Genomic DNA, 13,583 nt, shown 5'->3' on the forward strand with positions numbered 1-13,583 from the left:
GCTTTTAGTTAAAGCGGCTTTTTAACATTCAAACGTTTTTTGGCAGTTTGAGTATGCTTCGTTATGGTTTCAGATCCAAGCGCTTTAGCTAAACCGAACGAAGGCATATTCACGTATACTGATTCATAATTTCCTGCAGGAATGACGTACGTTTCATGATAAATGCCCACTGCATTCGTTTTTGAAGCCTGTTTATAAAAAGAATTCCAAGCTTTTAAGTGCTGAGGACCTTTGGCATAGGAGGTCAATTGCTCAACTGACTCCCAATATTGAATCAGCGTGATGGTTCTTAAATTAAAAGTTCCTTGCAAAGATAAAAAGCCAAGGTTTTTGTTTGTATACAACTCGCGAATCATAGGAGGCATTGCTTTAAATACAGGGAACCATTTGTGTACGGCTGTCCATTTATTAATGCGCATTCCTATAACAAAGACGACCAACTCCTGACCGGGCTTAGCCATCATACGATTGGAATGAATCATAAATTATGCGCCTCCTCATCATATAATTTATTAATCGTATCTTTGCACCATTCTATCGAAGCACACGTTGTTCGTTTACCGTAGTCTAGGGTAATAAGCCAATACGTTCTGTCGGGAGAAGGGCTGTTAGAAATGCTGTCTTCAATTCCGCAATACATGTGATAACGTTCAGTTAGTTTCTGCTGAGCGTTTTTTAACTGGGAAATTGTGAGCTGCTTTTCTTGCTGACTACTAAAAAAGAGTTTTAACAAAATTTCATTTCTTTCGGAAGGGAGCTGCTTAATAGGTTCACGCAGCCAATCTTGCAGAACTTCTTTTCCCTTAGTTGTTATTACATACTCTTTTTTATCTGGTTTATCAGTTTGAGCAACGGAATTGACCGTTGCTAGTTCATTATTCACAAGCTTTTGTAAAGTGGGATAAATTTGGCCATAACTGATTTTCCAAAAATGATTTAAACTTCGATCCATTAACTGCTTAATTTCATAACCAGTTCTGCATTCCGTGGTAAGCAGTCCTAAAATTGCATATGTTGTTTGATTTTCCTTCATTTATTTTCCTCACCTATATCTTTTTGATATATATATTACCATAAACAGGATAATATTCAATAAAAAAACGCGAGAGTTATGCACTCTCGCGTCTAAAAAAAGGTTTGTATTGCTGAACCATCATTTGCGAAGCAGCAATAAATAAAAAGATAAAGCCTCCACACATTAGCAACATGACAGCACCTATTCTCCATAAAAGCTTTGGCATCAGCATATCTCCTTTTTTGAAGTTATTACCTATAGTGTAAAGAATAGCTTGCAAAAATTCTAGTCATAACTACATATAATTTTATGACTTTTTTAGACTGACTCTTCCTTTGGATCATCTTCATCAAAAATAGGAACTTCCGTATACGTGTCTTTTTTTTCGAAAGAGGAAGAAGAATTCTCTTTTTCCTCTTGTGCAGGCTTCGTTTTACCAGAAGAAATATCTGATTTAGCGTTTTTTAACTCTTCCATGTCTTTTTGGATTTGGTCCGTGAAATCCTTTGGTATAGCTCCGCTTCCGTATGTAGCTCCGATATTTAAAGTACCGCCGAGTTCTTTAATGCCCACTTGGCCAATATTGTTGTTTTGTTCGTATTTATCAAGAAAAAATTTATCAATATGAATAGGCGGAGGAGCATTTTCTAAAAGTGTGCCTTTTTGGTGAATCAATTTCACTTCTTCTTGAAGGGAAGACGTTCGTTTTAGCATGTCCACCTGTACTTCAGTTAAAAGCGACATGCTGCGTTCTAATGCTGAAACTCTGTTATCTAGTTCGGTCATTTTTTCGATATAGGGAGCCATTTGTTTTTCTACAGATTGTTCTACTAACCGAGTTATATCCATATAAGGTACAGCGTCTATCTTTTTATCGCGAGGGGGTTGCATGGAGATCACTTGTTCCAATTGCGCTACTTTTTCCTTTAAAAATTGAAGCTGGTTAGCAATCTCTTTCTTATCTTTTGCATATGCTTGTTCAGCATTTTTATGAGTGCTTCTTTGTGAAGGTGAAGAATCATTGGAGTGCGAGGGCTGAGCCTCCAGCTTTTTTTTGAGCATTATGAGAGAACCAATTTGCGGTTCGAGTTTTAAAAAACGGTTCATGTGAACTTCAAGCGTGTTAATGCGCTTGATTTGATGTTTGAAGTCCGCTAGCTCAGTATGAAGCTGTTGGTTAGTCTGTTTGGGGTTGAAAAATCCTTTCATAGACATTTCGCTTCTCCTCATCTTGGGCTTATTTCCGATGTAATAACAGTTAGATAAATATATATTGGTCTAGTTTGGAAATTCACGTTAAATTCTTTGCGTTTATAAATGCTTATGTGAACTATTGAATTTCATTCATAAAACTACTAAGCCTTATTCAATGTGAATACGTTCTTCTTGGAAAAACTGCCTGTGATAAGAAAGAATAAGCAGTCCATTTTCAAATTTCGCACGCAGATGATGCGCATCCGTAGGCTCTGGCAATTCAATAATTCGGTTAAAGTCTCCAGAAGGTCGTTCTTGTACAACCGGCTGTCCTGTAATGAGAGGGTGCGGTGAGCCTTTTAACAAAAGCCGGCTGCCTGAAACAGACACGTGCAAATTTTCTTTTAGATAGCCGGGCAAGTCAGCGATAATAATGATTTCATGTGGGGTAACGTAAATGTCAACAGGTGGAAAAGTACTTTTAGAAGCCTGAGGTGCCTGATATGAATCAGGAGCATTCATATCCATATTTTCTTTCATAAATTCGTTAAAAGCAGTTTGATCAAAAACACCGTTCCAAAAGTCATTTGTTTGATATTTTTTAGCAAATTCCATCCACTGCATAAGTTTATCAAAGTCCATATGGTTTCCTCCTTACCACACATCATAAAAAGATGGAATTTGAATATAGTTTGAAAAGGGGGTGGTTTAAATGGCAGGTGCATCTATAAATATTAATATTTTAATGCTAAAGATAAATTCCTTTGAAAATGCGTCTGCAGTAAATATCGGACAGAATTTACTAGCAGACTGGAATAATTCAGATAAAAAAACACAGGGATTTGGGCAAAATTTTGGTGATGATAGCGGCTTTATAGGAACGAGAAGCTGTGTCGATGATCGAGATCAAATTGACAGCCCATCATCTTTTCAAAAAGTGCCCATTTCATAGAAAAAGCCTAATAAATATAGCCAGTTCAGATGCAGGTTATATTTATTAGGCTTCCGATTGAATGCTAATAGACGAATAGATGAAGATATGCTGCTAGTTGTGCGCAGTAGAGGTAGAGGAGATGAAAAAATTAAATTACGCTATTTTTAACTGAGTTTGAATCATTTACATCTGAGTCTATAATCCATGAGAACGGAGTTACGTTCGGAGAAAAATCTCCGTTTGATTCTCCCAGACCTTGATTACGTTTATAAGATACGAACACATCAAGCTGCTGATTAGGTCCTATGCTTAAAACAGATGAATTATCCAAAACGTTCACTTTGAAGGCTTGTAAGTTAATGACCATAGGCGAAAAAATCATATGGTTTCCTCCTTATTTATCATTTTTTGTTGCAAATGCATCTACATAATCATTATCTACAGTTTTGTAAGCAGATCCCGCTGTAAAACATTGATCAGCGTGCTGCTGTCCGAAGGCCTGATTTTTCTTTGCTGTAACATATCTTGTAACTTTTGACGTATTTCCAATAGAAATACTGCTTGCTTGATCAGCACTGCGAACGTTCAATTTTCCTAGGTTGATTTTTGTTGAGTCGAATAGCATATTATTCTCCTTTCAAACGACAGTTCTTCTAAGTCTTTAAAAGCTTATTGTAGCTTCTTTGAAAATATGAATAATACATGGATTCATTCAGAGAGTAGAAGTGGTCTACTGTAGCGTATTGTAGTTCTGTGTAAAACGTGAAAAGATTTTAAAACCTCGAGAGGAAAAGGAGGGAATAATAAAAATGCACGATATTTTACATGCTGTAAACACATCAACAGTAAAAAGTGTGTTGGCAACGATTGTTCATGTAGAAGGATCCTCATATTTAAAAGAAGGAGCGTCCATGCTGTTTCAAGAAAATGGAGAGAACATTGGGATGTTAAGCGCTGGTTGTGTAGAAGCAGATATTGCTGAGCGCGTAAAAGAGTTGTTCGACACTGAGCACGTATTAACCGTTACGTACAATTTAAAAGAAGAAGGTGATGCAGGATGGGGACAAGGAGCAGGCTGCAATGGAATTCTCTATATTCTCCTAGAACCTGTAACTGCGAGGATGAAGCAAAATCTTTTGCGGGTAAAACGTCATTTAGATAACCGAAATCCTGTTTTGCATATTAAAAAATTAGAAAAAAACTTTATTCAAACAACCTCTTTTTATGTAGAAAAGACGGGCGAAATATTTGGTGGAAATAGCGACACATCATCTTTTGCAACAGATGATTGGAATAAGGGAAAGAGCGGTATTCAACTTTCAAATTGCTCCCTGCTCACATATGTTCATCTATATAAACCAAAGCCTCGTCTAGTTATCTGGGGAGCAGGTGCCGATGCAAAATACTTAGTATCACTTGCTGCCAATACGGGGTTTTCTGTTACCTTATGCGACTGGAGACCGGCTTTATGTAATAAGGAACATTTTCCGCTAGCAGAGGAAATACATATTGGATTTCCCGAGGAAGTAGACGAACAGCTGTCCATACAAAGCGATGATTTTGTTGTGATCATGACGCATAATTTTTATCGCGATCAAGAAATTCTCTCGCTATTAAAATCAAACCCTGTGAAGTATATAGGAGTTTTAGGATCTAAAAAGCGAACACTTCGATTATTGAATACTGATATTTCTTCACGCATTCATTCGCCGGTAGGACTTTCTATAGGAGCGGTAGGACCGCAGGAAATTGCTGTTAGTATTCTTGCTGAACTAATTCAAAACCTCCGAATGTATGATGAAAAAAAGGGATGAAAATGTCCGGGTTAAATATTGTTGCTGTTTATCTTGCCGCAGGAGCTAGTAAAAGGATGGGCAGAAATAAACTGCTGCTGCCTTTAGGGAATGGATGTTTGGGAAGTAAAGCTTTACGAAAAGCTGTTTCTTCAAAAGTAAATCATACGATAGTAGTAACTAAGAAAGGAGATCATCTGGAGTGGATTGACCCTATTCTTTTTTCAGAAGCATATCAGCAGAAGTGGAGTCATACTTCTTGTAGTAGCGCCTTAAAAGATCAGTCTGCGTCTTTAAAATGCGGATTAAAAAAAGCAAAAGAATTAAACGCTGATGCTATTATTGTGCTGTTGGCAGATCAGCCTCTTATAAGCATCGGGCTGATAGATACATTTGTTTCTCTTTTTGAAAAACATTTTTCTGTTCCATTTATTTCATCTTTTTATCAAGGAATTTCCAGAGCACCGGTTTTATTTTCAAAACAAATGTTTTCAAGCTTGGATAAGCTGCAAGGAGATCAAGGGGCAAGAAAAATTATAAGACAAAGCGGACCTGAAAATGGAATATTTTACGAATGGACCGACGCTTCCCTTTTTATGGATGTTGATACAAAACAAGGGTATGAACGCATTAAAAAGATATACAAAGAGAAACGTCGACTGTTTTGATTGATGGAGGTGAAAAGAGTGGAGATCATTGGAAAAAGCGTGATTCGAAAAGATGCATTGGAAAAAGTAACGGGTACGGCTCGATACACAAATGATTACATGTTTAAAGGCTCCCTGCATGCCAAAATAGTAGTCAGCCCTTACGCTCATGCAAGGATTCAAGCCATAGACGTCCAAGCGGCGATTGCTATTCCCGGTGTTCACGCGGTTGTGACGGGTGAGCACTTGCCGTTAACCGGGGAAGGAGTTCGTGACCGGCGACCGCTTGCATTTGAAAAAGTGCGTTATCACGGAGAAGCCGTAGTCCTGGTAGTAGCGGAAACTCCTGCACTCGCTGAGCGTGCGGCGAGCTCCGTTCATATTCAATATGAGCCGTTGCCTGTCGTACATTCTCCTAGCGCCGCTATTGAGCCTGATTCTCCTTTAGTGCATGAACATATGCACATCTACAAGCATGATGAAACGGTGTATCCAGAGCCCGGCACCAACGTAGCAAACAGAGTTAAAATTCGAAAAGGCAATATAGAAGAAGGTTGGCAAAAAAGTGAGTTAATAGTCGAAGAAACATTTTCTCTATCTCCTTCAGATCACGCGGCAATGGAAACAAGAAGCGCCGCTGCTGAAATCCTTCCAAATGGATTAGTTAAAATTATCACTTCTTCTCAAGCTCCTTTTATGGTCAAAAAATTAATCAGTGAGTACTTTGAAATTGAAGCGGGAAAAGTGATCGTTGAAACACCGCTAGTAGGAGGAGGGTATGGAGGAAAAGCAGCTGTTCAGCTAGAGCTGCTTGCTTATCTAGCTTCAAAAGCTGTGGGTGGAAGGCTGGTTAAAATATTGAACACAAGAGAAGAAGATATGCTTACTTCGCCTGCTCACGTAGGTCTAGATGCCAAAATCAAGCTAGGTTGTTCTAAAGAGGGACTCTTGCAGGCTGCTGACATTCTTTATTTGTTCGACAGCGGTGCTTACGCAGATAAAGGAACGGACTTGAGTAAAGCAGCAGCAGCTGACTGTACGGGACCTTATCGTCTTGAACATATTTTTTGTGATTCATTATGTGTATATACAAATCACCCTTACGCTTCCCCTTTTCGAGGATTTAGCCATTCGGAACTATTATTTGCGTTTGAGCGCACGATGGACATCCTTGCTAAAAAAGCAGGTATAGATCCTTTGGAGTTTAGAGAAAAAAACGCTATTCTGCCGGGTGATACTACGCCTACGCAAGTACGTTTAACTTCTAGCAGCGTTGGTAACTTACCGGAATGTATTCGTCGCTTGAAGCAGCTAATGAAATGGGAGGAAGGGCAGAGAATAGTTCATGAAAACGGCCTTATTACTGCCAAAGGGATTAGCTGCGTCTGGAAAACCTCCACTATTGAAACAAACGCAGGTTCAGGTGTTATTCTCACATTCAATCCTGATGGAAGCGTGAATTTAATGTCTGGCGTTATTGAATTAGGTACGGGGACCAAAACAGTGCTCGCGCAAATACTGGCTGAAAAATTGCAGATGCCCGTGGAACGTATTCATGTGCGAATGGAAGTAGATACTCAAACGACTCCTGAACATTGGAAAACGGTGGCTAGCAGAGGCACTTTTATGGCAGGAAGAGCGGTTTTAGAAGCGGCTGAAGATGTGATTAACCAATTAAAAAAGATAGCTTCTTGTATATTTCGAGCTTCTGAGGAAGATATCGAAATAAAAAATGAAAAAGTTTTTTTACGGGATGAGCCTGAAACCTCCTTGGCCTTTAAAGAAATTGTATATGGTTATAAATATCCGAACGGAAATGCAATTGGAGGGCAAATCATAGGGAGGGGCAATTATATTTTAAGAGGGATGACCTACTTGGATAAAGAAACGGGAGCTGGGCGTCCCGGTCCTGAATGGACGGTAGCAGCTGAAGGAGTTGAAGTGGAATATAACCCTAGAACGTATAGATATCGTATTGTAAAAGCAGTCTCTGTTATTGACATAGGAACCGTGTTAAACGAGAAAATGGCAAGAGGGCAAGTCATGGGAGCGATGAGTATGGGCCTATCGTTTGCCGGAAGAGAAACATTTTGGTTTGATTCAAATGGCCGTATTTTAAACCCTCAGCTTCGGAAATATCGTCCTCTTCGCTACGGAGAGCATCCGGAGTACGTAGTAGATTTTGTTCATACGCCTCAATTAGATGCGGCCTACGGAGCTAGAGGAGTGGGAGAACACGGGCTGCTTGGTATGCCGGCTTCTTTAGGAAACAGCTTAACGGTGGCAGCAGAAACAGAATTAAACCACCTTCCGCTTATTCCAGAATTAATTTGGAGAATGAAAGAAGGGAATGCTGATGATTTCATTTGACTTTGAATATCACAAACCTGCTACCGTTTCAGAAGCAGTTGCCTTATTTCAAGAGTTAGAGAATCAAGGCAAACAGCCGCGTTATTATGCTGGAGGCACTGAAATTCTGACATTGGGCAGGTTGGGTTTGTTTGTTACCCATGCTGTCATTGATATAAAAAATATACCCGAGTTTCAAAAAGCAGAAGCCGATGAAGACTGGATGATTTTTGGTGCAGGTGTAACGTTGACTGAACTGGAAGAGAAAAACTTATTTCCTTTATTAAGTAAGTCTGCTAGCGAAGTGGCTGATCACACGGCTCGAAATAAAATAACGCTGGGAGGAAATATTTGTGGGCATATCTTTTATCGAGAAGCCGTATTGCCGCTCCTTCTAGCGGATAGTCAACTCGCAGTGGCAGATCTCAGTGGAATAAAGCTCCATTCGATTCACGATCTTTTTCAGCGGCGTTTGCAGCTGAAAAAAGGAGAGCTGCTTGTTCAGGTGTTTGTTGAAACAAAGTATGCTGACCTCCCGTATATGAGTATAAAGGAGCGCCAGCAGTGGGATACAGGATATCCACTAGTTACAGTAGCAGCTTTAAAAACAGAAGAAAACATTCGAGTAGCTTTCAGCGGAGTATGTTCGTTTCCTTTTCGATCAGCTGAAGTAGAAGAAGTGCTAAACCAGAAAGACATTCCATTAGAAGATCGACTTCAAACTGCTCTTGATTATATACCGGCTCCAATTTTAAATGATGGAGAAGGATCGGATCGATATCGCAAATTTGTGATTAAAAATTTATTGATTGATATTTTCAAAGAGCTGGGAGGAACGTAATGTGCTAAGAGATGAAGGGTATAGAATAACAGTTAAGCTAAAGGTTAATGGGGAAGAAAAAATGGTTGATATCCGAACAGCAGATACGCTGCTTTACGTATTAAGAGAAAAGCTGGGCCTTACCGGAGCAAAACCAGGCTGTTTAAATGGAGACTGCGGAGCTTGTACAGTAGGGATAAATCAGCGGCCAATGAAATCCTGCCTCATGTTAGCGGCAGAAGCAGAAGAGAAAGAAATAATGACTATAGAAGGACTGAAGAGTTCACCTATGCAAAAAGCTTTTATTGAACATTTTGCTTTTCAGTGCGGTTATTGTACATCGGGTTTTATTATGAATGCTCATTTGCTTTCCAAACGCCATCCTTCAGGCAGTGACGATATTATAAAGGAGTGGTTAGCTTCCAATATATGCAGATGTACAGGGTATAAAGAAATTGAAGACGCAGTAAAATCTGTTTTACACTTTTCTGAGCGCGAGTGAGAAAAGAAAAAGCAGAATTAGAATAACACTTACACGTGTTTAGAATAGTATGTGCTAAGGGTGTGGAGAATGTGGAATGGAAAAGCGGCTTTGACAAAGAAAGGGAACTTATCTTTGCCATTCAACGAGATCTTGATGTAGTAACAGCCATATTATTATTAACTGGCCAAATAACAATTATAGGAGTATTTGTGACACCCGGAGCTTTTCGTGTTTCAGTAGGCGGACCTATTACAGGAACCAGTCGCATCGAAGGAAAAGACGGAAATGTGGGAATTAATATTATTATTGATATGATTGATGTGTTTCTTGCGGCTTTGCTGCTTAATAACCAGATCAATGTGTCGGGCGCCTTTATTTCTTCTGGAAGGTTTACCATTAACGTAAGCGGACCTATTTTTGGCGTTCCCAAAACAGAACCTGCATTAAGTGAACTGAATCAATCCTCTCAGTTTTTTCATCGTACCGTATCAAAACATTTTTATGTAAATCCTGACTTAGTTGAAAAATTTACAAAGGACTGATTAAAATGTCATTAACGGATATACCTACAGTAAGACCTTCAGAGACGAGTATTTTTCTTATCGCCCTGCCGCTTATTATTTTTATCTTTTTCTTTACTCAGCCAAAAGCATCAGATGTTAAATAATCATGTAGCATAATGGGTGTTTTATCCTTGGGCACACAAGCTGCTTATTTTTCTGTTCATATCATTGCCCCTTCATTCATTAAGCCCCTAACGCTTTTCTTTTCTGTCATGTTTCATTAAAATGAACATAAACATGTATGTAGAGAAAAGAATAATGTAGTGTTTCCTAACGTTATAAAATAGCTTACTATACGAAGAAAGCGTCTATAATAAAAGAAATGAACCTTTTGCGTGGTCAGCTGACGATGCTTTTTATTTTTACAAACTGCAGTGAAGGCAGAAAGGAGAGAATTCGATGAGTTTGCGCGAGCGGCTGCTGTATGTAGCGGAACATTATAAACAAATGGGTGGAGACGTACTTGTAAAACATGAAATAGAAAATATGCTTACACGCAGGCTTCCGATTTCTCTTTATCGATTGGAGCATATAAATCGAGAAGAAATGCGTATATCGGGACACCACGCTGAAACATTTCCTTACGTGACCCTTGCGAATAAGAATATAGAGAGTGACGTGATGGTCGCGTATTTATTCAGTGAAGACGGTCAGCGTATTTACTTAGTCATGATGAGAGGAGACTCAGAAGAAGGAACAGATCTGAAAGACATTCGATTTTTTACTCCTGAACATGCCCGCGTATTGAAAGATAATCATATTGTCATTGGTACAAGCATGGAAGCGAAAAGCTTTGAGGATAGAGTAGCTCTTTACCTTCCTTACAATATAGCAGACTTACCTAGCAATGATCAGCTGCAAGAGGACTTGCATTTACTGCTAAGTATGCATGAACAGTATATAAAAACATACGGAATGAGCAAAGAGATGATTGGAGACAAAGACGCCATCGTCCATATTCATGAGTATATTAGGAAATCTGGATTTACATATGAACGACATGATATAGCCAACGCCTACTTTGCTTTAAAGACTAAACCGTTTATTGTTTTATCCGGAATGAGCGGGACAGGAAAAACAAAGCTTGCTCAGCTCTTAGCAGATAGTATCGGTGCCACGATTGAAAATGGAAGACAAGTGCTCATTCCGGTTCGACCCGATTGGCACGATAGTTCAGATTTATTAGGATATATTGATTTAAGAGGAGATTTTCGAAGAGGATCGTTTCTGTCCATTATGCAGCAAGCCATTCAGCATCCAGCTTACACATATGTTGCCATATTGGATGAAATGAACTTAGCTCGAGTTGAACATTATTTTAGCGATATTTTAAGCGTGATGGAAAGCAGGAGCTGGTCAAAAGGGAAAATCAAAACGGCTCCGTTATTCCCGGGACATAAGATGTTCCGAGATATTTATTTGCCATCTAATCTTCTCATTATCGGTACAATTAATATGGATGAAACAACTCATGGGTTTAGTCAAAAGTTGTTAGATCGTACCAACACCATTGAGTTAAATAAGATTCAACTAGATTCTTTTGATTTTTTAGATGATAAAGATCCGTCTCAGCACGGCATTCAAAATGTACAAATTCAAAGTCAATATGTTCACTTAAAAGATGCGTATGTTGAACATGCTGAGCTCATTCACGAAGTAACAAATGAACTGCTAACCATCAATGAGATGCTTATAGAAGTCGATTTACAAATAGGTTACCGCGTACGCGACGAAATATGCTTTTATTTAATTTACGCGGTGAAAAGCGGAATGTTTACATTTGATCAGGCGTTTGATTTTCAGGTTTTGCAAAAAGTTTTGCCTCGTATTTCAGGAAGTGATGGGTACACATTTGATTTATTAAAAAACCTTTATTATTACTGTACAAATACGCTGTTAGATGATGAATTTGAGACAGCTGTCGTAAATGCAGATGGAATGAGATTTCCTAAAAGCGCACGCAAAATAATGGAGATGATGAGACGTTTTGAAGTATACGGATACACGTCATTTTGGATTAATACCGTACGTTGAAATTGAAACTGACACGTGTACGGTGGTTATAAAAGGGAAAAATAAGAAAAAAATAAAATCTGCAGAAGAAGTGATGTTTTTTTCTTGTACAGGAAAAGGAATTACACATGTAAAAGTATTAAATCAAACAAAAGGCATGATGACTTCAAAACCGCCGCTTGAGCCTTTATTTTTTGAAAATGAAACCTATCAAATTACAGTTGTTTCTAAAAATCAAACAAGACTGTTTGTTAACCACGATTCAAAAGCAGTTGAACAAAGCTTTCAAAGCGTAGGATTTCCCTACATTTTGACGGGAAATATAAGCTTTCAAAATGAAGTAGGGTATTCTACGTTTCATGTTTACAGCGAAAGAGAAAAAGAGCTCTCCTTTACTCTTGAAATTTTCCCTTCAAAGATGAGCTACAAGACAGACTATGTACACATGGTCGATGAAGTGAACGGATACATTCATGATTTGGCATACGATATGCTTCGTAAAACATATATTCAAGCCAAATCTGTTTGGTCTAAGCAAGCAACATGGACAGAATTTTATCATGTTCTCTCTCACTATATGAAACCCTTTCTTCATTCTGTGCGTCAGATTGAAAATCAGCCGTTTCAATCGGTAAAAGTTGAACATGAGCTCATGAGAGGCGATCAAATAAAAAAACAAGATAGCCGTGCTATATCTTTTGTCCGAACCCACCCTACCTATCTTGCACCTTCAAGCAGGGGGATTAAAATTAATCGAAATATAAAAGTAGTACCCACAAAAGCGATTGGCACCAGGCATGTGTCTACCTATGATAATCTGGAAAATCAAAGTGTAAAATGGATGATGACGCAGCTGTATCATAAGCTAACTGCCCTAATTGACAAATTGATAGAAGATAGATATGTAAAAAAAGAAGCCGTATCGGCTCTAGAAACTAATCATGCCGAATTAAAAAGACTGTTAAATAATGCGTTTTGGCAACGGGTGAAGACCCTACAAGCTTCAACTCTTCCTCCTACACTGCGTACGGCACCCCGCTACCGGGAAGCAAGCAGATACTTTATGTTCTTAACGCGAGGGTTGGCTCTTAACGGAGAGTTTTACCACCTTTCATTAAAAGATATCGCAACTCTCTATGAATACTGGACGTATGTTAGTCTTTTAAAGAAGTTGCAAACTTACGGCAAACGGATAGAACAAAACATCATGACAACGACAGAACAAGGGTTGAACGTCAGGATGCAGCCGTCTTATCATCGTTTTCAAGTGGGGAAAGCAGAAGTCACGCTATGGTATCAGAAAGCATACCATCATACTCATACCGTTATTCAAAAGCCTGACTTACTGCTTGAAGTAAAGCAAGGGGAGAAAAAAAGTGTATATCTTTTTGACGCTAAGTATCGTATCAAACCAAATCACGATACGCCTTCACCTAGAGAAGAAGATATTAATACCATGCATCGTTACCGAGACGCTATTGTAGAGGAAAATGGAATAAAACCGGTACAAACAGCGATTGTGCTGTTTCCAGGGAAAGCAAAGAGCTATAAGCAGCATCATTTTTATAAAAGTATTGAACGTGTTGGAGTTGGTGCGCTGCCTTTTTTGCCGGGAGAAGAAGGGTTAGTAGAAGAATTTATTGAAGCTATTTGTACGGTAGAACCACATTTTTTCAGCGCTGAGTAGGTGAATAGATAGAAAGTGAACAAGTCTTTTTTTATGCGTTGACATAGTGTTAAGTTTTTTATGTTTTGATGACATTTCGAGATT

Annotated in this window: 16 protein-coding genes; 9 read left to right on the top strand and 7 right to left on the bottom strand. The window is 38.8% G+C overall.

Annotation, left to right across the window (positions count from 1 at the left end; all coding sequences use genetic code 11):
• Window positions 1-8: 8 nt before the first annotated feature.
• The 5 genes from AC0KUU_RS07420 to AC0KUU_RS07440 form a co-directional block, all read right to left on the bottom strand.
• Window positions 9-482: a DUF4188 domain-containing protein gene (locus tag AC0KUU_RS07420; protein ID WP_043982854.1), complete on the bottom strand. Its 474-nt coding sequence runs from the start codon at window positions 480-482 to the stop codon at window positions 9-11.
• Window positions 479-1,033, bottom strand: coding sequence for a PadR family transcriptional regulator (locus tag AC0KUU_RS07425; RefSeq protein WP_016764331.1), 555 nt, complete (start codon window positions 1,031-1,033; stop codon window positions 479-481). The genes AC0KUU_RS07420 and AC0KUU_RS07425 overlap by 4 nt, the downstream gene beginning before the upstream one ends.
• A 76-nt stretch (window positions 1,034-1,109) precedes the next feature.
• Window positions 1,110-1,241: a hypothetical protein gene (locus tag AC0KUU_RS07430; protein ID WP_013057274.1), complete on the bottom strand. Its 132-nt coding sequence runs from the start codon at window positions 1,239-1,241 to the stop codon at window positions 1,110-1,112.
• Between the two features lie 92 nt (window positions 1,242-1,333).
• Window positions 1,334-2,230, bottom strand: coding sequence for a hypothetical protein (locus AC0KUU_RS07435; protein ID WP_043982852.1), 897 nt, complete (start codon window positions 2,228-2,230; stop codon window positions 1,334-1,336).
• A 147-nt stretch (window positions 2,231-2,377) separates the two neighbouring features.
• Complete coding sequence (locus AC0KUU_RS07440; RefSeq protein WP_043982850.1) at window positions 2,378-2,851, bottom strand: Hsp20/alpha crystallin family protein; 474 nt, start codon at window positions 2,849-2,851, stop codon at window positions 2,378-2,380.
• A 70-nt stretch (window positions 2,852-2,921) separates the two neighbouring features.
• On the opposite strand from AC0KUU_RS07440, the gene AC0KUU_RS07445 reads away from it, so the two are divergent.
• Window positions 2,922-3,161: a hypothetical protein gene (locus AC0KUU_RS07445; RefSeq protein WP_013057271.1), complete on the top strand. Its 240-nt coding sequence runs from the start codon at window positions 2,922-2,924 to the stop codon at window positions 3,159-3,161.
• 130 nt (window positions 3,162-3,291) lie between these two features.
• On the opposite strand, the gene AC0KUU_RS07450 is transcribed toward AC0KUU_RS07445, so the two are convergent.
• Both AC0KUU_RS07450 and AC0KUU_RS07455 read right to left on the bottom strand, forming a co-directional pair.
• The gene (locus tag AC0KUU_RS07450; RefSeq protein ID WP_013057270.1) at window positions 3,292-3,525 is read right to left on the bottom strand and encodes a hypothetical protein; all 234 of its coding nucleotides are present in this window, start codon (window positions 3,523-3,525) and stop codon (window positions 3,292-3,294) included.
• Between the two features lie 12 nt (window positions 3,526-3,537).
• Window positions 3,538-3,768, bottom strand: coding sequence for a hypothetical protein (locus AC0KUU_RS07455; protein ID WP_043982849.1), 231 nt, complete (start codon window positions 3,766-3,768; stop codon window positions 3,538-3,540).
• 184 nt (window positions 3,769-3,952) lie between these two features.
• Here AC0KUU_RS07455 and AC0KUU_RS07460 point away from each other — a divergent pair, with 184 nt between their 5' ends.
• From AC0KUU_RS07460 to AC0KUU_RS07495, 8 genes are all read left to right on the top strand, one after another.
• Entirely contained in the window at window positions 3,953-4,957 is a 1,005-nt protein-coding gene (locus AC0KUU_RS07460; RefSeq protein ID WP_322552091.1) for an XdhC family protein, read from the top strand.
• 2 nt (window positions 4,958-4,959) lie between these two features.
• Complete coding sequence (locus AC0KUU_RS07465; RefSeq protein WP_340597262.1) at window positions 4,960-5,604, top strand: NTP transferase domain-containing protein; 645 nt, start codon at window positions 4,960-4,962, stop codon at window positions 5,602-5,604.
• An 18-nt stretch (window positions 5,605-5,622) separates the two neighbouring features.
• Window positions 5,623-7,953 (top strand): xanthine dehydrogenase family protein molybdopterin-binding subunit, encoded by a 2,331-nt coding sequence (locus AC0KUU_RS07470; RefSeq protein WP_180976315.1) that lies wholly within the window; start codon window positions 5,623-5,625, stop codon window positions 7,951-7,953.
• Window positions 7,940-8,773: an FAD binding domain-containing protein gene (locus tag AC0KUU_RS07475; RefSeq protein WP_043982844.1), complete on the top strand. Its 834-nt coding sequence runs from the start codon at window positions 7,940-7,942 to the stop codon at window positions 8,771-8,773. The genes AC0KUU_RS07470 and AC0KUU_RS07475 overlap by 14 nt, the downstream gene beginning before the upstream one ends.
• A 1-nt stretch (window position 8,774) precedes the next feature.
• Window positions 8,775-9,254 carry a (2Fe-2S)-binding protein gene (locus AC0KUU_RS07480; protein ID WP_034651629.1) on the top strand — a complete coding sequence of 160 codons (480 nt, stop codon included), beginning with the start codon at window positions 8,775-8,777 and terminating at the stop codon, window positions 9,252-9,254.
• A 71-nt stretch (window positions 9,255-9,325) separates the two neighbouring features.
• Complete coding sequence (locus AC0KUU_RS07485; RefSeq protein ID WP_029322049.1) at window positions 9,326-9,778, top strand: hypothetical protein; 453 nt, start codon at window positions 9,326-9,328, stop codon at window positions 9,776-9,778.
• 420 nt (window positions 9,779-10,198) lie between these two features.
• Complete coding sequence (locus AC0KUU_RS07490) at window positions 10,199-11,833, top strand: MrcB family domain-containing protein (RefSeq protein WP_043982841.1); 1,635 nt, start codon at window positions 10,199-10,201, stop codon at window positions 11,831-11,833.
• The gene (locus tag AC0KUU_RS07495) at window positions 11,787-13,499 is read left to right on the top strand and encodes a DUF2357 domain-containing protein (protein WP_043982840.1); all 1,713 of its coding nucleotides are present in this window, start codon (window positions 11,787-11,789) and stop codon (window positions 13,497-13,499) included. The genes AC0KUU_RS07490 and AC0KUU_RS07495 overlap by 47 nt, the downstream gene beginning before the upstream one ends.
• Window positions 13,500-13,583: the final 84 nt, after the last annotated feature.

The sequence above is a fragment of the Priestia sp. ST2 genome, from assembly GCF_055810735.1.

Bases quoted from the DNA above. Each gene is read 5' to 3' on its own strand.
- AC0KUU_RS07420 (WP_043982854.1), bottom strand. From the start codon at position 482: ATGATTCATTCCAATCGTATGATGGCTAAGCCCGGTCAGGAGTTGGTC.
- AC0KUU_RS07425 (WP_016764331.1), bottom strand. From the start codon at position 1,033: ATGAAGGAAAATCAAACAACATATGCAATTTTAGGACTGCTTACCACG.
- AC0KUU_RS07430 (WP_013057274.1), bottom strand. From the start codon at position 1,241: ATGCCAAAGCTTTTATGGAGAATAGGTGCTGTCATGTTGCTAATGTGT.
- AC0KUU_RS07435 (WP_043982852.1), bottom strand. From the start codon at position 2,230: ATGTCTATGAAAGGATTTTTCAACCCCAAACAGACTAACCAACAGCTT.
- AC0KUU_RS07440 (WP_043982850.1), bottom strand. From the start codon at position 2,851: ATGGACTTTGATAAACTTATGCAGTGGATGGAATTTGCTAAAAAATAT.
- AC0KUU_RS07445 (WP_013057271.1), top strand. From the start codon at position 2,922: ATGGCAGGTGCATCTATAAATATTAATATTTTAATGCTAAAGATAAAT.
- AC0KUU_RS07450 (WP_013057270.1), bottom strand. From the start codon at position 3,525: ATGATTTTTTCGCCTATGGTCATTAACTTACAAGCCTTCAAAGTGAAC.
- AC0KUU_RS07455 (WP_043982849.1), bottom strand. From the start codon at position 3,768: ATGCTATTCGACTCAACAAAAATCAACCTAGGAAAATTGAACGTTCGC.
- AC0KUU_RS07460 (WP_322552091.1), top strand. From the start codon at position 3,953: ATGCACGATATTTTACATGCTGTAAACACATCAACAGTAAAAAGTGTG.
- AC0KUU_RS07465 (WP_340597262.1), top strand. From the start codon at position 4,960: ATGTCCGGGTTAAATATTGTTGCTGTTTATCTTGCCGCAGGAGCTAGT.
- AC0KUU_RS07475 (WP_043982844.1), top strand. From the start codon at position 7,940: ATGATTTCATTTGACTTTGAATATCACAAACCTGCTACCGTTTCAGAA.
- AC0KUU_RS07490 (WP_043982841.1), top strand. From the start codon at position 10,199: ATGAGTTTGCGCGAGCGGCTGCTGTATGTAGCGGAACATTATAAACAA.